15 protein-coding genes are annotated in these 17,445 nt (G+C 64.3%); 9 read left to right on the forward strand and 6 right to left on the reverse strand.

The window, feature by feature from the left end; genetic code table 11:
* The first annotated feature begins 36 nt into the window (after positions 1-36).
* Entirely contained in the window at positions 37-942 is a 906-nt protein-coding gene (locus tag J2X98_RS19045; protein WP_018772062.1) for a LysR family transcriptional regulator, read from the forward strand.
* Between the two features lie 40 nt (positions 943-982).
* Here J2X98_RS19045 and J2X98_RS19050 read toward each other — a convergent pair whose 3' ends face one another.
* The 5 genes from J2X98_RS19050 to J2X98_RS19070 all read right to left on the reverse strand — a co-directional run bounded on the left by J2X98_RS19050 (position 983) and on the right by J2X98_RS19070 (position 6,941).
* On the reverse strand, positions 983-1,693 hold the full coding sequence (locus J2X98_RS19050) for a serine hydrolase domain-containing protein (RefSeq protein WP_307311318.1): 711 nt from the start codon (positions 1,691-1,693) through the stop codon (positions 983-985).
* 89 nt (positions 1,694-1,782) lie between these two features.
* A complete protein-coding gene (locus J2X98_RS19055) occupies positions 1,783-2,901 on the reverse strand; it encodes an ABC transporter substrate-binding protein (protein WP_141945173.1) in 1,119 nt (372 codons plus the stop codon).
* 33 nt (positions 2,902-2,934) lie between these two features.
* Positions 2,935-4,716: an ABC transporter permease gene (locus J2X98_RS19060; protein ID WP_307311323.1), complete on the reverse strand. Its 1,782-nt coding sequence runs from the start codon at positions 4,714-4,716 to the stop codon at positions 2,935-2,937.
* On the reverse strand, positions 4,713-5,810 hold the full coding sequence (locus tag J2X98_RS19065) for an ABC transporter ATP-binding protein (RefSeq protein ID WP_141945177.1): 1,098 nt from the start codon (positions 5,808-5,810) through the stop codon (positions 4,713-4,715). Before J2X98_RS19065 ends, J2X98_RS19060 begins: the two co-directional genes overlap by 4 nt.
* 39 nt (positions 5,811-5,849) lie before the next feature.
* Positions 5,850-6,941 carry a PrpF domain-containing protein gene (locus J2X98_RS19070; RefSeq protein WP_307311327.1) on the reverse strand — a complete coding sequence of 364 codons (1,092 nt, stop codon included), beginning with the start codon at positions 6,939-6,941 and terminating at the stop codon, positions 5,850-5,852.
* 318 nt (positions 6,942-7,259) lie between these two features.
* Between J2X98_RS19070 and J2X98_RS19075 the strand changes: the two genes are divergently transcribed.
* The 3 genes from J2X98_RS19075 to J2X98_RS19085 all read left to right on the forward strand — a co-directional run bounded on the left by J2X98_RS19075 (position 7,260) and on the right by J2X98_RS19085 (position 10,189).
* Complete coding sequence (locus J2X98_RS19075; protein WP_307311330.1) at positions 7,260-7,928, forward strand: GntR family transcriptional regulator; 669 nt, start codon at positions 7,260-7,262, stop codon at positions 7,926-7,928.
* A 117-nt stretch (positions 7,929-8,045) separates the two neighbouring features.
* On the forward strand, positions 8,046-9,512 hold the full coding sequence (gene tcuA, locus J2X98_RS19080; RefSeq protein ID WP_307311332.1) for an FAD-dependent tricarballylate dehydrogenase TcuA: 1,467 nt from the start codon (positions 8,046-8,048) through the stop codon (positions 9,510-9,512).
* 41 nt (positions 9,513-9,553) lie between these two features.
* Positions 9,554-10,189, forward strand: a complete 636-nt coding sequence (locus J2X98_RS19085; protein WP_307311335.1) for a GntR family transcriptional regulator — start codon at positions 9,554-9,556, stop codon at positions 10,187-10,189.
* Positions 10,190-10,465: 276 nt separating this feature from the next.
* On the opposite strand, the gene J2X98_RS19090 is transcribed toward J2X98_RS19085, so the two are convergent.
* Positions 10,466-11,665, reverse strand: a complete 1,200-nt coding sequence (locus J2X98_RS19090) for an ROK family transcriptional regulator (RefSeq protein ID WP_307311339.1) — start codon at positions 11,663-11,665, stop codon at positions 10,466-10,468.
* Positions 11,666-11,833: 168 nt separating this feature from the next.
* Here J2X98_RS19090 and J2X98_RS19095 point away from each other — a divergent pair, with 168 nt between their 5' ends.
* Genes J2X98_RS19095 through J2X98_RS19115 form a run of 5 tightly spaced genes read left to right on the forward strand, consistent with a single transcriptional unit; the run spans position 11,834 to position 17,342 of the window.
* Positions 11,834-13,246, forward strand: coding sequence for an extracellular solute-binding protein (locus J2X98_RS19095; RefSeq protein ID WP_141945188.1), 1,413 nt, complete (start codon positions 11,834-11,836; stop codon positions 13,244-13,246).
* 19 nt (positions 13,247-13,265) lie between these two features.
* Positions 13,266-14,186, forward strand: a complete 921-nt coding sequence (locus J2X98_RS19100; RefSeq protein ID WP_307311343.1) for a carbohydrate ABC transporter permease — start codon at positions 13,266-13,268, stop codon at positions 14,184-14,186.
* Positions 14,183-15,052, forward strand: coding sequence for a carbohydrate ABC transporter permease (locus tag J2X98_RS19105; protein ID WP_141945192.1), 870 nt, complete (start codon positions 14,183-14,185; stop codon positions 15,050-15,052). The genes J2X98_RS19100 and J2X98_RS19105 overlap by 4 nt, the downstream gene beginning before the upstream one ends.
* Positions 15,052-16,131 (forward strand): ABC transporter ATP-binding protein, encoded by a 1,080-nt coding sequence (locus tag J2X98_RS19110; RefSeq protein ID WP_307311347.1) that lies wholly within the window; start codon positions 15,052-15,054, stop codon positions 16,129-16,131. The genes J2X98_RS19105 and J2X98_RS19110 overlap by 1 nt, the downstream gene beginning before the upstream one ends.
* 2 nt (positions 16,132-16,133) lie before the next feature.
* A complete protein-coding gene (locus J2X98_RS19115; protein ID WP_141945196.1) occupies positions 16,134-17,342 on the forward strand; it encodes a CehA/McbA family metallohydrolase in 1,209 nt (402 codons plus the stop codon).
* Positions 17,343-17,445: the final 103 nt, after the last annotated feature.

Genomic DNA, 17,445 nt, shown 5'->3' on the forward strand with positions numbered 1-17,445 from the left:
AAATGGACAACCATCTAGTTTTGCTAAACTCAGTGCATGGCAATCCTCGATCTCCACCGGCTCCATGTGCTTCGCGAGGTGGGCCGTTCCGGCTCCCTGACCTCCGCTGCTGCCGCACTTTCCTTCACCACCTCGGCGGTCTCGCAGCAGATCGCGAAACTCGAGCAGGAGATGGGTGTTGTCCTCATCGAGCGCCATCCCCGCGGCGTGGTCCTGACCGAGGCGGGGCACGCCCTGCTGCACTACGCCGACGACATCGACAGGACTGTAGAAGCCGCCCGGGCGGAAATGGGGGAGTTCGCGGGCCTTCGGCGGGGCCAGCTCCGGCTGGGAACATTTCCCACCGGCGGGGCCTCCCTGATGCCGGACGTTGTGCTGGCGTTCCGCGCCCGCCACCCTGAGGTGGCAGTGACGGTTGTCAGCGCCCGCAGGGACGGCCTGTTGGAACGGCTGCGGCGGCGCGAAATCGAACTGACGCTGCTGTGGGACTACCCCTGGCAGCAAATCGAGGACCCTGACCTGGCCCTGGTCAGGCTGACGAACGATCCAACAGTGCTGCTGGTGCCGCGGGAGCACCCCATTGCGAAGCTGGGCTCGGTCCGCATCGGCGCATTGAGCGACCAGGAGTGGGTGGTGCGCGACGAGCACCCCGTGGCCGACGTCCTCAGCCGGGTATGCCGCGATGCCGGGTTCGAGCCGCGGATCGCCTTCGCGGCCAACGATTACCAGGAGACACAGGGCATGGTGGCGGCAGGCATCGGGATCGCACTGGCACCCAGGCTGGCGCTGACGGCCCTGCGCCCCGACGTCGTGGCGGTCCCGCTCGCCGGGTCCCCGAAGCGGCGCATCCTCCTTGCCCACCTGGCGAACCGCAGGCTCAGCCCCGCCGCGCAGCAGGCAACCAAGGTGTTCCGTTCCATCGCCAAGGGCGCGGCTTCCTGACAAAGGAAGGGCCGGCGTCGTGCACCGTCTTTCCTGGCGCCTACCGGGCCAGCGGGCCGGCAACCAGCGCACGTGCCAGGTCCATGAACTCGGCGTGGGTCACCGGAGCCGGGGACGCCGTCGAAGCTGCCGGACGCGTGTTCCGGGCGATGGCGAAGCTGTCGCTGACGAAGCGCCGGTGCACTATGACGCTGCCGATGGCCGGGAGCACCAGCAGGAACTGGCCGTAGTTCCCCGCTGCCAGGAAGGCTCCCTCCCACAGTGGGTTCTCCTCCCGCGGCAGCCACCAGAGGTAGCCGTAGCCGCAGTTGCCAAAACCGGTACCCGGTGCCATGTCTGCCCGCCTGACGTGGGTGGCCACGCTTTCCCTGACCCACTCCCGGGGTACGAGCTGACGGCCCTCCCATTGCCCTTCAGCAGCCATCAGCAGCCCAATTTTTGCCAGGTCCCGTGCGGAGAGGAAGAGGTGGTAGGCCGGAAAGGCGGACTTTCCGGCGTCGCCGAGCATCAGCTGGCGTGCGGGGTCGTATTCTTCAAACCCCAGCGGACCGGCCAGGTATTTCCCGAACGCGTCGAAGACGGACAGCCCGCTGATCTTCGCGAAGATGGCGCCTGCGGCGTTGAAATCCCAGTTGTTGTAGAGGAAATACTGCCCCGGCGCCTTGGTGCCCCGCGCGGGAAACGCATGCTCGTCGCTGCCCGTCCCGGAGGACCAGCAGGGACGAGGTATTCCGGGGCAACGCAAGTGCACGGGCGGTCACGGGGCTCCTGTTGAGTGGATGAAGAAACCGTGCCTGGGAACCCGGCGGAGGCCGGGTCCCCAGGCACGGGATGACGGGCTTACTTGGTGTAGCCGAAGACCTGGTTCCACTTGGCCAGGTCGTCCTTGCCGTACGTGGTGGCGTCGCTGTTCTGCATCCGGTAAACCTTGCCGGAATCGACGGCGGGGAGGGTCACGCCCATGATGGTGGGCGGTGCCACGTCGGTGCGGACCGGGTATTCACCGATCTGCGAGAAGACCTGCTGGCCCTGCTTGGAAAGGTTGTAGTTCATGAAGACCTTCGCGGCTTCCACGTTCACGGCCGTGCCCGTCATGCCCAGGTAGTAGTCGTAGGAGACCAGTCCTTCCTCCGGGACGATGAACTTGACGGGCGCCTTGTCCTGCACGGCCGAGATGTTGGTACCGCTGATGGTCACCGTGCCCACGGCCACCTCACCGCGGGCCAGGGCGGTGGCCTCAGCGCCCAGGGAGTCGTAAATCTTGGGCTTCTGCGCGGCGTACTTGGCGAAGTAGTCGCCGCCCATCTTGGTTTCCATGAACCTGTTCAGGGCGGCGGTGCTGCCGCCCGAGCCGCCCTGCACGATGCCGATCTTGCCCTGCCACTTGCCGCCCACCGCGTCTGCCCACGACTTGGGGGCATCCGCTTCCTTCACCAGCTGGGTGTTGTAGCCCAGGGTGTACACCGAGTTGAACATGCGGGTGAACTGGCCACCGTCCACGGAAACGTCCTTGAGGGCCGAGGCGCCGGGGACGTCGTAGGCCTTCCAGACTTTGGCGTCCTCCATGGACTTGGCGATCCGGTAGTCGGAGGTGCGGATCACGTCGGCGCTGAGCTTGCCCGCGCCCTGCTCGGAGAGCACGCGTTCGGAGAGCTTGTTGGGGGTGAGGCGGACGACGTTGACCTTGATGCCGGTGTCCTTGGTGAAGGCGTCCACCAGGGCGCTCTCAGAGGAATCGGTGTATCCGGAGTAGAGGGACAGCGTCTGGGTCTTGGCCTTTTCGTAGGTGGCCTTGTCAGCGATGGATTCGCCGTTGATGACCAGCCCGTCATCAGTCTTCACGGCGGCACTGGCCGTGACGACGCCGGCACTCTGGGCAGCGCTTCCACAGCCAGTCAGGCTGAGGGCCAGGAGCACTCCGGCGGCGGTGAGGGCGGGGAGCTTGGACGCTAACTTCATTGTGGGTGTCCCTTTCAAAGGTGGGTGTGAGGTTCAGTGCTTGGTCTTGCGTTCGCCGCCGACTTTTTGGGCGATGACGGCGAGGATTCCGATGACGAGGCAGTACAGGACGCTGACGGCCGCAGCTGCCTGGCTTTGGCCGTTGTCAAAGTTGTCGAACACGAGGATGGACAGGATCCGGGTGTTGGAGGTGAAGAGGAAGATGGAGGCGCTGAGCTCACGCATGGAGAGCATGAGGAACAGCAGGAACGAGGACATGATGCCCACGCGCATCAGGGGCAGCGTGACGTCCAGGACGGACCTTGTCCTCCCGGCGCCCAGCATGACGGCACTGTCCTCGAGGTCCTGGTCCATCTGGAGCATGGACGCGGATACACCGCGGTAGCCCTGCGGCATGAACACCGCAACACAGGCGACGGCGAGGATGGCCAGCGTCCCGTAGATGGGCAGCGGCAGCAGCAGCCAGGTCCAGAGCAGCCCGATGCCCATGACGATCGCAGGGACGGCAAGGGGGGTCATCGCGACCAGTTCGATCAGGCGGCCCACCTTGGACTTGGTGCGGTAGCGGATGTAGGAGGCGATGAAGCTGAGGGTGGTGCCGGCGAATGCCGCGATCAGGGCCACCAGCACGCTGTTCTTAAGCGCGAGCTGGAAATCGTTGGATCCGAGGACTTCGATCAGCTTGGCAAAGCTGAGCGAATTCGCCTCGAGCAGCTGCGACATGGAGGACACGAACGGGGTGGCCTGCATGGAAGCGGCGAGCAGGGCGAGCATGGGCAGGACCACCGAGACTGCGAAGTAGGCCAGCGCGATGATGGTGAAGGGCCATCGCATCCTGCGCAGCGGTACCTGGCGGGGACGGTTGCCCTTGCCGGTCATGGTGGTGAATTTGCGCTTGTTGATGATGCGCTGCTGGATGAGGGTCACGGCCATCAGCGCAACGGTCAGGATGACGGCGACGCTGGCGGCCTGGTTGCTCTTGGCCGGTGTCGCGCTCATGAGGCGGTAAATGTAGGTGGGCAGCGTGTCCACCCCGGCGGGGTTGCCGATGACCTGGGCCACGGGGAAGTTTTCCATCGTCAGTGCGAAGACCAGGACGGCGGAGCCCAGGATGGCCGGCAGGGCCAGGGGCAGGGTGACGGTCCGCAGCATGGTGCGGAGCGGGGCACCGTGGACCGTTGCAGCCTCTTCGAGGTCTGCGTTCATCATCGACAGTGAGCTGTGCAGCAGCAGGAAGGCGTACGGGGCGTAGAAGATGCCCAGGACGAAGACCAGGCCCGGAAGGCTGTAGATGTTGATGGCTGCATCAATGCCCAGGTCGCGGAGGAAGATGTTGATGTAGCCGGCGCTGGGCGAGCACAGCAGGGACCAGGCCAGGGCGCCCACCAGTGCGGGGATGAACATCGGTGCCATGCCGATGAAGAAGATGAACTTCCGCCAGGGCGCGTCGGAGCGTGCGCAGACGAAGGCAAGGAACGCCCCGATGAGCAGGGCGATGACGGCCGAGCCGGCTCCCACCATGAGGGAGTCGACCAACGCCCCGAGTGCTTCCGGGGTGGCCAGCAGAGCCAGGTTGGACAACGTGAGTCCGCCCAGGGAAATGCTGCCCGGCCGGGGAACGCTGTCCGAGAAGGCGGCCAGCAGGACCAGGGCGAGCGGGAGGACGATCAGGATGCCGAGGACGGCCAGGACGATCAGGCCCGGCGTGTTCTTCCGTAGGCCCGCGATGGTCCGGGCAGAGCGGTAGTCCCGGGGCGCGGGCTTTGGTGCGGGGCGGGCTTCGGCCCGGCTGGTCGCTACGGTCTTGAGGCTCATGCGAGGACCTCGGCGGGCAGGATCTGGACTTCGCGGGGGTTGACGGTCACCCAGACCCGGTCGCCCACCTTGTGCTGCTCTCCGCGCCTCAGCCCGCCCAGGGCGTCAAGCTCGGGCCCGGATTCCAACTGGATCGCGTACCGGATGTCGTTCCCCTGGAATCCCGCCACCCGTACAGTTCCCGGCCACGAGTTGGGGTGTTCCGTGGGCGCGGCCGTGATCTGCAGGTCCTCGGCGCGGATACAGACCTTGGGGGAGGTGCCGGCATCCTTGATTTCCTGTGCCGCCTGGACCGTGAGCCCGCTGTTGGCGATGCGGGCGGTGGTGGACCCGGATGCGGTGCCCTCGGTGGTGCAGTCCATGATGTTGGAGACGCCCAGGAAGTGCGCGATCGAGGCGCTCGCGGGCGCTTCGTACATGTGCTGGGGCGCACCCATCTGCACAATGCGGCCGCCCTGGAGCAGCGCGATGCGGTCTGCCAGCGCGAAGGCTTCGTGCTGGTCGTGGGTGACGTACACGCAGGTGAGTCCGAGCTGGAGCTGGATTTCACGCAGCTCCACCCGGAGCCGGTCCCGCAGGCGGGCGTCAAGGTTGGAAAGGGGTTCGTCGAGCATGAGCACGCTGGGCCGCATCACCAGGCTGCGCGCCAGGGCGACGCGCTGCATCTGGCCGCCGCTGAGCAGGCTGGCGCCGCGGTCCGCATAGGGCTCCAGGCCCACCAGTGTGAGGGCTTCCATGACGCGCTCATCGATCTCGCTCTTGGGAAGCTTCTTCTGCTTGAGGGAGTAGGCCACGTTCTGGGCCACGGTCATGTGGGGCCACACGGCGTAGGACTGGAAGACCATGCCCACGTTGCGCTTGTTCGGGGGCAGGTTGATGCCCTTTTCGGAGTCGAAGACCACGACGTCGTCGATGATGATCCGCCCTGAGGTGGGTTCCTCCAGGCCGGCGATGCAGCGCATGGTGCTGGTTTTGCCGCATCCCGATTGGCCCAGGAGGACGAGGGCTTCGCCGTCCTCGATGTCGAGGTTGAGGTTTTCAATGGCAGTGAAGCTTCCGTACTTCAGCTGCAGGTTTTGAATGCTGATCTTCATGGCTGATTCCTTGGGCTGGGTTTTTCCGTTAGGGGTTTTTCAGTCACTTGGCACCAGGATGGTGCTTTCGCTGATGACGCGGGCCGAGCGTTGGAAGGAGACCTCAGCGGGGTCGGCTGCATCCAACGCCAGTGCGGTCTTGCCCTTCAATAAGTGGATAAAGAGTCCGTCCTCCGCCGCGGGAACCATGCTGTGCTGCACCACGCTGCCTGCAGTCCCGGAAGCGGCGGCGACGGCGACGGCGCTGGTGAGTCCGATGGCGGGGTGCAGCGCGCTCATCGAGATCATCCGGGCCGAGACTCCGGTTGTTCCTTCGGGCGGGGGCCCCACGATGCCCACCTTGGGAATGGAGCTGAGATTCTGCGGAAGGTTCATCTTGCGGGCCGCCGCGGCGCGCAGTTGCGGAGCAATCCGGACCAGCGCCTCCAATGCTTCTTCGCTGCCGGTCGCCTCCAGTCCCAGGGCCGCTGCGTCGAAGAGCGCAGCCGGCGCGCCGGCATCGATCAATGTGGCCTGGTACTGCCGGCCGTCAACGTCGATGTCATCAACCGCGTTGCCGGTGGGGAACTGTGCACCGTAGCTGGACCACGAGGTTTTCTGGAAGACGACGTCGATGGGGACGCCGGGGTAGTGCTGGCCATCGAGGCGCCGGCCGCCGTACGCCGGAACCTGGGACCCCGGCGTCGGGATCTCGCAAATGAGGCGCAGCCCGGTCACCGTGTTCAGGATGGGGACCCGGGTGACGTCACCGGTGGGGGTGACAAGCCCGGCGTGGAGAGCGTAAAGGCCAAGGGCGGTGGCGCAGTTTCCGCAGTTGCTGGCCCATTCGACCGCCGGCTTATCAATGGCAACCTGGGCGAACCGGTAGTGCACCGTTCCGTCCGGGCCGGTGCCGGCCACGGTGATCGCCTTGCTGGTTGTTGAGGAAGCGCCGCCTACTCCGTCGATTTGGCGAAGGTCCGGTGAGCCGAACGTGCGGATCAGGAGCCGTTCCGTTTCCTGGGGGTCGGCGGGAAGGTCCTCGTCACGGAAAATCCAGCACTTGCTGGTCCCTCCGCGGACCAGGGTTGCCGGGACTGCGGTGACTGGGAGGCTGCCTGCCTGCGGCTCTTCCCTGAATAGAAGCGTCATTGGTTCTCCTGAAAGCACCGAGGAGCCGTATGCAACCGGTGGATAAATGTTCACAGCCGCACAGGACGGGGATCCGTAAATCATGGCCTGTATGGCGTTGGTCACAAACGGTATACTGTTTGAAATGCTTAAGCAACAGTCCGTAGAGAATGAATACAAGCCCGGCCTGACTGGGTGCAGCTCCGCCACGCGCAGCGGGTGTCTGCTGAATTCAGTGTTCACAGCCGCTGGAAACGGTATGCAGTGCGTTAGAATTGCGACTAAAGGTATGGCGCCGGTGCGCCCTGCTGCTTGTTCGATGAAGACCGGAGGCCGCCCGTGGCGTCGCAACCCGAGACAAGCCCCTACCTGATGATCAGGAACGCCATCATCTCGCAGGAGCTGCCTCCCCGCGCCCAGCTCGTTGAGAGTGCCCTGGCCAAGAAGTACAACGTGTCCCGGACTCCAATCCGCGAAGCGTTGCGGCGCCTCGAAACGGAGGGGCTCGTGGAGCGCTACGGTTCGCGCATGCAGGTGCGGGAGTACCGGCCGGAGGAGATGCTGGACCTCTACGAGGTGCGCACCTTCCTGGAGGAGGCGGCCGCAAAGACCGCGGCTCTCCGGCATACGGACATGGACCTGATGCTGATTGACCGTGCGCACCAGGCGATGGTCACCCTCGATTTCGATGCTGCGATGCCGGCTGAACTGGCCGCTGCCAACCGCACCTTCCACGAGCGCATCTGGGCTGCCAGCCACAGTGCGGCGCTCCTTGACCTGCTGGACCGGATCCTGGTGCATTTCATCCGCTACCCAGGCACCACGCTTTCCACGCGGGAGCGCTGGGACAGGGTGCTGAAGGAGCATGAGGAGCTGCTGGTTGCCATCCGCGGGCGGAACGCCGAGGAGGCCGGCCGGATCGCCAGCGCCCACATGGACGAGGCGAAGAACATCCGGATCCAGATGTACATCGACGCGCAGGAAATCAGCCACCCGCGCTCCCCGTAACCCGGCGCTTCAGCGCCCTCCGCGGCCCTTCCCTTCTCCACCGTGCTTCAGTATGCCCATTGCATGCAATGGCATGCCTATGTATACAATCGTGTACAGCGATGGAGCTGAGGAGAAATGATGATGATCGAAAGCGACGTCCTGGTTGTCGGAGGCGGCAACGCGGGATTTGCCGCAGCGCTTGCGGGCGCTGAGCGCGGACGCAAGGTTGTCCTGCTGGAAAAGGCGCAGGAGGCCCGTTCCGGCGGCAACAGCTTCTACACCGCCGGCGCCACCCGCATTTCCCATAACGGGCTCCAGGAGCTCATCGAATTCGTGGAGCCTGACCGCCGGCACGCCGTCAGCGAAGTTCCCGCCTACACCGCCGCCGAATACCTTGCCGATCTTTCCAAGGTCTCTGAAGGCGGGAACGATCCCGAACTTTCCGCAGTCCTGGTCAGCGAGAGCAACCCCGCGTTGCGCTGGCTTCAGGGCATGGGACTCAAATACCGGCTGATGTATGAGCGCCAGGCGTACCGGACCCGGGACGGCGGCTACCTGTTCTGGGGCGGACTGCACGTGGGCAACGTGGGCGGCGGCAAGGGACTCATGGCGGATCACCGGGCAGCCGCTGAACGCATGGGCGTGGAGGTCATCTATGACTGCGCCGCGACAGGGCTCATCCTGGAGGACGGCCGCGTGCGCGGAGTCCGTTACCGCACGTCAACCGGAGAAGGTGAGCTCCGCGCGGAGTCGGTCATCCTCGCTTCGGGAGGCTTTGAGGCTTCACCTGCCCTGCGGCGCCAACACCTGGGCGAGGGCTGGCAGAATGCAAAAGTACGCGGCACGCCCGGCAACACGGGCGAGATGATCCTTGCCGCCCTGGACGCCGGTGCGGCCAAAGGCGGGGACTGGTCCACCTGCCACAGCGTCGCCTGGGACGCCTGGCACCCGGAGAACGAGGGCAACCTTGAGCTCACCAACCAGCTCACCCGCGGCGGTTACCCGCTGGGCATCGTGGTGAACAGCGAGGGCAAGCGGTTTGTGGACGAGGGCGCCGACTACCGCAACTACACGTACGCGAAGTACGGCCGGGACATTCTTGCCCAGCCGGGATCGGCCGCCTTCCAGATCTTTGACGCCTCCGCCCGCCCCATGCTGCGGACTGAGGAATACGACATGCCGGGGGTTTCGGTGGTCTCCGCGCCGACTCTGGCCGAGCTGGCGCAGAAAGCCGGCATCAGTCCCGAGGGCCTCGAGGATACGGTGCAGAGCTTCAACAACTCGATCACTGAGGACGCGCCGTTTGACCCCAACGTCAAGGACGGACGCCGCGCCGACACCCAGCCGCCCAAGAGCAACTGGGCCCGCAGCATCGCCACCGGCCCGTTCTACGCGTTCCCCGTCACCTGCGGCATCACCTTCACCTTCGGCGGCCTGAAGACAGATACGTGGGGCCGCGTGCTCACCGAAGACGCCGAGCCGCTCGAAGGGCTCTTCGCCTGCGGGGAAGCGCTGGGCGGCCTGTTCAGCGGAAACTACCCCGGCGGATCCGGGCTTGCGGCAGGCGCCGTCTTCGGACGCAGGGCCGGCTCCATCGCCTAGGCAACACAGCATTCCCTGCCAGCAACGGAAAAGAGGAAAAAGTGGCCAGTCCCATCCATCAGCGGCTCCGCGAAGACGTTCTCGCGAGCGTCTTTGCTCCTGACGAACCGCTCACGGAGGCCAAGCTCACCGAGCGGTACGGGGCCTCCCGGACCCCGGTGCGGGAAGCACTCCAGCGGCTGGAACAGGACGGTCTGGTCGAGAGGCGCGGCAAGGCGGTGGTTGTCCGCACGCATTCAGCCGAGGAAATCATCGACATCTACGAGTCGAGGATCATCCTGGAGCAGGCCGCCGCCGCCAAGGCCGCCGTCAAGGCGACCGCCCTGGACCGCCAGCTCCTCACGGGGCTGCTGACCCAGATGCAGCAACTGGACCCCAGCGACGGCCGCTCGCTCGCGGAGACAAACCGCGCCTTCCACGCGCAGCTGTGGCGTGCCACCCACAGCCCGTCGCTGATCGGACTGCTGGAACGTCTGGACCAGCAGGTCCGCCGGTACACGCTCACTACCCTGACCTATCCGGGACGGTGGCCGGTGGTGCTGGCGGACTACGCCGAACTGCTGGCCGCCATCGGGGACGGTGACTCCGCCCGTGCAGGCGAGGTCGCCGCCCGCCACATGTCCGACGCCTTGGATATCAGGCTGAAGATGTACGCCGAGGATCCCAGGACGCTTTAGGCTGCCTCGACGGCCGGGAAGCGTTCTTTCACAAGCCCGCCGGCTGCTGTTCCTGCATACTCCATCGCAACAGGAAACCCGAAAGTCGGGCGCAGGGCATCAGCCGGTGCAAAGAGGCGGGGCAGGCTCCAATGGGCCTGCCCCGCCTCGCTTTTTCAACGCCTGGTGCGCCGGGCCGGCTTTACTGGAAGGGGCGACGGCGGCGCGTCCCGAGCATGCGACGGCGCACGACGCCCAAGTCAGACGACGTGTTCGGTCTGGGCGAAGCACTGCGGTCTACTCCAGCATCAGGCCTCCGGACCGGGGGGAGAGTGCGTGATCCAGCACGATGCAGGCAGCGCCTACCGCGGTGATGTCCTCACCGAGGGCCGATCCCAGAAGCTCGACTTCGTGGATCATCCCCATTGCCAGGCGGTTGGCCAGGGCGGCGTGAAGTACCTCCAGGTAACGATCCCCGATGGGCGGCCAGGAGGGTCCGCCGAAGACAATGCCGTCGACGTCGAGCAGGTTGGCGATGTCCTCCACGGCGCGGGCGAGCCGGCCGGCTGCCTCGTGGAGGAGTGCCCCCGCCTTTTCGTCGCCGGCATCGGCCAGCGATGCAAGTTTGTGGAAGTGGTCAGTGACCTGGCGCAAATCCGCAGTGTCGAGGGGCCCTTGCAGGATTCCCCGGTTGACACTGTCATTGACCAATTGGACCGGCATGACGGATACACCAAGGCAGCCTGTGCGCCCGCAACCGCATACCCGGCCGCCGTCGCCCGTGGAAAAATGCCCGATCTCACCCACGTTGTTCGACGATCCGCGCACGACTTCGCCATTCATGACCACTGCCGCGCCGACGCCGCTGCCCAGGTAAACGAAGGCAAAATTCTCGTCTGACCTGTTGTCCCGCACCCAAAGTTCCGCGTGTGCTGCCGCGGCTGAATCCTTGTCCAGGAATACCGGGTAGCCCGTGGCTTTCCCCAGAGATTCCCGCAGTTCCACCCGCTTCCAGCCGATAAGCATCGGCGGACCAACAACCGCACCCTGGTCGAATTCGATAGGTCCCGGTGCGGCGATTCCCACTCCCAGAACGCGCTCCCTGGGAGTATCAGTCTCGCTGATCAACTCTTCGATGGCGGTAGCAATTTTGTCCACAGTCTCCTCCGGTCCGGCAACTGCCTCGACGGGGAGGTGTTTGCGGTGCACTACTGTTCCTGCCAGATCCAGCAGCACAAAGGTGAGCACGGAGGGATCAAGGTGGGCGCCGACGGCGTATCTGCTCTTGGGATCGATGGTGAGGGTGGTTCGCGGCTTCCCCTGGGGCACGTGGACTTTTCCGCTCTCCACGATCAGTCCCAGGTCCAGCAGCCGGCGGGCGATGTTTGACACGGTCTGCGTCGAGAGGCCCGTGGCGCCGATGAGTTCAACCCGGCTCATTCCGGCTTCCGAACGGCGGATCAGGTCCAGGACAACAGCCTGGTTGAAGGCGCTCACTCGCTCCAAATTCGATCCGCGCGGCATCCAAAACCCCTAACTCAATTTATTTGACTAAGCTCAATCCTAGACTATAGTGGCCTGTGTCACAGGCTGTCAGATAGTTCGGACGCTCCAATAAGTAGCTTCGCAGAGGCGGAGCTCTGTCTCCCAAAGGGAACCCCTGATATGACTCGGAAGAGATTTTTCGCGGCTGCAGCAGGTCTGCTCGCGGGCACCGTTGCCCTGAGCGCGTGCGGCAGTTCATCTGCACCATCCCAGGCAACTGACCAGAATGCGGACGCCAAGGAGGTGACGCTGACCATCACGGCCAACGCCGTCTCCGGCGGAAAGAACGCTGCCGGCGCTGACTGGATCACCAACTACGTCATCCCCAAATTCGTGGAGGCGCAAAAGGCGAAAGGCGTCACGGCCAAGGTTAATTTCCAACCCAACGGCGTGGATGACCAGGCGTACAAGACCAAAGTCTCCCTTGACCTTTCCACGGGCCAAGGCGCGGACATCACGTCGATCGACGGCATCTGGCTGGGCGAGTTCGCAGACGCGGGATACATCAGCCCTCTCGAGGACATTGTCGGCAAAGACAAGGTCCAGGCCTGGGACGGCTGGAAGCAGATCAAGCCAGCGGTTCAACAGCTCACCACCTATGAGGGCAAGCAATACGGCGTTCCGGACGGAACGGATGGCCGTGTCATCTACTTCAACAAGAAGCTGTTCAGCCAGGCCGGTCTGCCGGCCGACTGGCAACCCAAGAGCTGGGACGACATCCTGGATGCCGCACGCAAGCTCAAGAAACTTCCTGACGTAACCCCGCTGCAGATCAATGCGGGCAAGGCAATGGGAGAGGCCGCGACGATGCAGGGATTCCTGCCGTTGCTCCAGGGCACCGGCCAGCCAATCAACAAGGACGGCAAGTGGCAGGGCAACAGCCAGGGCGTCCAGGACGTACTGGGCTTCTACTCGACTGTTTACGGTTCCGAAAAGCTTGGCGACCCGCTGCTTCAGCAGGACGCCAAGGGCCGGGACAAGTCCTTCCAGGAATTCTCGCAGAACAAGCTGGGCATCCTGATTGAGAGTGACTACCTGTGGCGTTCGGTAATCAACCCCTCGAAGGGTGTTTCTCCCATGGCCGACCGGGACAGCTCCGTGGGATGGGCGAAAATTCCGGCCCAGGCGGCCGGTAAGGGTCCTAACGGCGCAGACTTTGTCAGCATGTCCGGCGGTTCCGGCGAAGTCATCAACCCCAAAACGAAGTACCCCCAGCAGGCCTGGGAACTGCTTCAGTTCATGTCCTCGGCGGACGCGATCAAGGCACGCATCGGATCAACTCCGCAGATCTCGGCCCGCGACGACGTCAACGGAGAAATCCTCAAGGCTGACCCGCTGCTGAACTACATCTCCACGGAGGTCCTGCCGGTGACGGCGTACCGTCCCGGCCTTGCGGACTACACCCAGGTCTCGGCAGCCCTGCAGGACGCGACCGGCCAGGTGGCCGCGGGCAAGTCGCCCCAGGATGCCGGCAGTGCGTATCAAAAGGCGTTGGAGGGAATCGTCGGTGGTAACGACAAAACCTTCAAGTAAGCCACCAGTGGAGGCCCCGGTGCCCGCTCCTGCAGCGGGCACCGGGCCCTCCCGGGCAGTAGTGGACGATGGTGACGTAGCCGGCCTTGGCAAGGCGAGGGCCATGGCATTCCTTGCCCCGGCCCTTCTGCTGATCTCCCTGTTCCTCGTCTTCCCGGCGCTGTGGACGCTCTATCTTGGCCTGACGAATTACCGCCTGAGCGGCTCTGCGGCCAAGAACCCACAGTTCGTCGGAGTGGACAACTACATCAATGCGCTCTCCGATGACAGGTTCTTCAACTCTCTCGGGTTGACCCTCCTATTTGTCTTCGGTTCCGCCGTCATCGGACAGTCCGCACTGGGTTTCGCCATTGCCTGGACCATGACCAGGGTCAGGAAATCGGTGCGGGCCGTCGTCGAATTCTTCGTGCTGCTCGCCTGGATCATTCCCAGCTCGGTGACCACCTTCCTTTGGTACGCGATGCTGGACCGAAGCAACGGAACGCTGAACGCGATGCTCTCCACGGGCAACACCGCGTGGCTGCTGGATTACCCGCTGCAGAGCATCATCGTGTTCAACACGTGGGTGGGCACAGCCTTTTCGATGCTCCTGTTCAGCTCCGCCCTCGCCTCGGTACCGCCGTCACAGCTTGAGAGCGCACGCATGGTCGGTGCCGGCGCGTGGGCACAGTTCCGCGACGTCGTGTTCCCCCACATCCGCGGACACGTCCTGACCAACACGCTGCTCATCACGCTCTGGACGTTCAACACGTTCACCCCCTACCTGCTGACGGCCGGCGGCCCCGATGACCGCTCCAACATCCTGCCGATCTTCATTTACCGGTTGGCGCTGAATGACGGAGCGCTGGGGCAAGGCTCGGCGATCTCGCTGATCATGATCATCATCAACCTGGTCATTGCCACCGTCTACCTGCGACTGCTCAAGGAGAGAAAGTCATGACCGCCGTGCAGGGTTCCACGAGCACCACCCGGCCGGAGAGCCGGCAGATGCTCCGGCACTTCCTTGGGCTGATGGGCAAAAGTGTCTTCACCGCCCTGGTCCTGGCATTCTTTGTCATCCCCGTGCTGTGGCTGGTGTTCGCACCCTTTGACGCCCACCCCGGCCTGAACGTCAAGCTGCCGGAGTTCACCTTCAACAATTTCAAGGTCCTGCTGGACAATCCCACGGCCATCGCCTCCCTGGGCAATTCCCTGATCCTGGCACTGGGGTCGATGGTGGTGGTGCTGGTCCTCGGGTCGCTGGCCTCGTATTCATTGTCAAGGGTGAAGATCCCCGGACGGGACCTGCTCCTCTATACGCTGCTGCTGCTCTCCTCGATCATTACCGGCACGGCCGCCATGGTGCCCACCTTCCTGCTGATGGTGAAGCTGGGGCTCATCGACTCGCAGTTCGGCGTGATTCTTGTCCTCAGCGGCGGAATCCTCCCCACGGTGATCTTCATCCTCAAAGACTTCATGGACTCCACCCCCAAGTCCTACGAGGAGTCGGCGCGCCTTTACGGTGCCAAGCCCCTGCGGATCCTGTGGGACGTTGTCATCCCGCTGGCCCGGCCCGGGCTCGCCACCATCGCCGTGTGGGCTGTTGTCCAGGTCTGGGGCAACTTCCTGGTTCCGTACATCCTGCTGAGGTCCCCGTCCAAGTCGCCCGCGGCGGTGGTGATGTACACCTTCTACACCGAAGGCGGCCAACCCAACCTCGCCCTGATTTCCGCTTTCTCACTGCTCTTCTCAATCCCTGTCGTCGCTATGTATTTCTTCGTTAACAGGCGCTACGGGTTCCGCTTCCATGGAGGTATCAAAAGCTAATGGCCAGCATTACGACCCGCTCCCTGATCAAGGAGTATCCCGGTGGGGTCCGCGGCGTGGACGAGATGGACGTAACGATCCACGACGGCGAGTTCTTCGCCCTGCTGGGCCCCTCCGGCTGCGGCAAGACCACCTTGCTGCGCACCATCGCCGGCCTGGAGAAGTCCACCTCGGGCAGCATCAAAATCGGCGACCGGGAGGTCACCAATATGGAACCGGGCCAGCGCCGCGTAGCCATGGTTTTCCAGGACTACGCATTGTTCCCGCACATGTCCATTTCGGACAATATCGCGTACCCGCTGAAGATCCAGAAGGTCGCCAAGGCCGAGCGCCATTCCCGGGCTGAAGAAGTGGGGGACAAGCTGTCCCTGCAGGGGTTGCTCGAGCGCCGCCCGGGGCAGCTGTCCGGCGGACAGCAGCAGCGCGTCGCCTTGGCCAGGGCGGTGACGAGCCGGCCGGACGTCTTCCTGTTCGACGAACCCCTGTCCAACCTGGACGCCCGGCTCCGGCTCGAAGCGCGCACCTTCCTGAAAAAGCTCCAGCTGGATCTGGGCGTGACCACCGTCTTCGTCACTCACGACCAGGCCGAAGCCCTTGCCCTCGCCGACAGGATCGCGATCATGCGGTCTGGCAAGATGCAGCAGCTCGGAACCCCGCGGGAGGTGTTCCAGCGGCCGGCCAACACATTTGTTGCGTCCTTCGTTGGATCCACCTCCATGAACCTGCTCAAGGGCAATGTCGCTGATGGCGGGGTGATGATCGGACACCAGAAGGTGGCCCTGCCGGCAGATGCCGTGGGAAGGGTGGGCGATGGCCAGGAAATCACCTGGGGTGCGCGGCCTGAATACCTGGACATATCCCTGGACCCAGTGCACGGCGGCCTCGAAGGAACGGTCACCGTATCTGAGAACCTGGGCGCTTCTGCGCTGATCACGGTGGAACTGACGGGCAGCGGGGAGCCGGTCCAGGTTGTGGTCAGTGAGGACCACGAGCCGGGAATCGGCACACGCGTATGGGTCACGTTTGAGCCCCGGCGGACGCTGCTTTTCGATGCTGAAGGTCTGCGGATCGGAGACTGACGGTGCGCATCAGCCGGACGCTGACCCCGGAAGACCGGGCAGGGAACCTCTACTTCGACGTTCCCTTCGAGCTGGGACGCTGCGAATCTTTGGAGGTGCTCCTGGACTATGACAGGTCCCGGGCCGTCATTGATCTGGGCTGTATGGGTCCTGACGGTTGGCGGGGCTGGTCCGGCGGAGCCAAAAAGCGCTTTGTGATCAGCAGGACCGCGGCGTCCACGGGATACTGCTCAGGTGAACTTGAAGCCGGCGTGTGGAAAGTGGTGCTGGGCCTTCACCAGATCCCGGCCGAGGGTGTCACGGTCGAGTTGACCATCAATACTCCGGCAACAGGGGGAGTGGAAGCCGAGCCTTCCGCCCCCTCGCCCGTCAGCACTGTCCCGGCCAGCCGTCGTCGAAATCTTCCTGCCGCGGCAGGGATGCGGTGGCTTGCCGGGGATTGCCATGCACACAGCCTCCACTCCGACGGCAGCCTCTCCCTCCGCCAATTGGCGGGAGAGGCCGCACGGAACGGGCTGGACTTCCTGGCCGTAACGGACCACAACACGGTCAGCCACTACCCGCACCTGCAGGGCGTGGGCCACGAGTATGGCATCGCCCTTCTGCCCGGACAGGAAGTGACCACCGTCCGCGGCCATGCAAACGCCTACGGCCGCATTGATTGGGTCGACTTCCGGTGCCACCCTGACGCCTGGCTTGACCAGGTTGAAGGAGAAGGCGGATTCCTGTCCATCAACCACCCGGTGGCAGCCGATTGTTCCTGGCAGTGGCAACTGTCCCGGAAGCCGTCCCACGCCGAAATCATGCATGAAACCTGGCTGCCCAACCGGCGCGATACCAGCATCTGGGCCTGGCTAAGCGCCTGGGGCGAGCCCGTCATTCCCCTCGGTGGCGGGGACTTCCACCGCCTGGAGGACGGGCATCCCACAGGGCTGCCCACCACATGGGTGCAGTCCGCGGAACCTACGGAAGAAGGACTCCTGGCTGCGCTCAAGACCGGCCCGACGGCCCTCAGCATGGGGATCGACGCGCCGCTGCTGCTCCGCGTCGACGGCGAACTGCTTGCCCTCGACGCGGAAGGGACCATCCTGGTGGACTTTGAAGGCCGCCGGCAACTCATCCGCGACTCCTATGCAGCCATAGACACCCAGGGCGCCGGACCGTACCGGCTCGAAACATCGGACCGCCGGATCCTTGCCCTCACCACGTAGGAAGTACCACGAAGCACCCGGCCAGTGTGGCGCGGGACGTCCCCAATGCACTGCCAAAACAGATATGCCCCGCTTTAGGTGGAGCGGGGCATATCTTGTTGCC

Source organism: Pseudarthrobacter enclensis (assembly GCF_030811655.1).
Classification (GTDB): Bacteria; Actinomycetota; Actinomycetes; order Actinomycetales; family Micrococcaceae; genus Arthrobacter; species Arthrobacter enclensis_A.

Excerpts from the sequence above, each read along its gene's own strand:
- J2X98_RS19045 (WP_018772062.1), top strand. The coding sequence starts at position 37 with ATGGCAATCCTCGATCTCCACCGGCTCCATGTGCTTCGCGAGGTGGGC.
- J2X98_RS19055 (WP_141945173.1), bottom strand. The coding sequence starts at position 2,901 with ATGAAGTTAGCGTCCAAGCTCCCCGCCCTCACCGCCGCCGGAGTGCTC.
- J2X98_RS19060 (WP_307311323.1), bottom strand. The coding sequence starts at position 4,716 with ATGAGCCTCAAGACCGTAGCGACCAGCCGGGCCGAAGCCCGCCCCGCA.
- J2X98_RS19065 (WP_141945177.1), bottom strand. The coding sequence starts at position 5,810 with ATGAAGATCAGCATTCAAAACCTGCAGCTGAAGTACGGAAGCTTCACT.
- J2X98_RS19070 (WP_307311327.1), bottom strand. The coding sequence starts at position 6,941 with ATGACGCTTCTATTCAGGGAAGAGCCGCAGGCAGGCAGCCTCCCAGTC.
- tcuA (WP_307311332.1), top strand. The coding sequence starts at position 8,046 with ATGATGATGATCGAAAGCGACGTCCTGGTTGTCGGAGGCGGCAACGCG.
- J2X98_RS19095 (WP_141945188.1), top strand. The coding sequence starts at position 11,834 with ATGACTCGGAAGAGATTTTTCGCGGCTGCAGCAGGTCTGCTCGCGGGC.
- J2X98_RS19105 (WP_141945192.1), top strand. The coding sequence starts at position 14,183 with ATGACCGCCGTGCAGGGTTCCACGAGCACCACCCGGCCGGAGAGCCGG.
- J2X98_RS19110 (WP_307311347.1), top strand. The coding sequence starts at position 15,052 with ATGGCCAGCATTACGACCCGCTCCCTGATCAAGGAGTATCCCGGTGGG.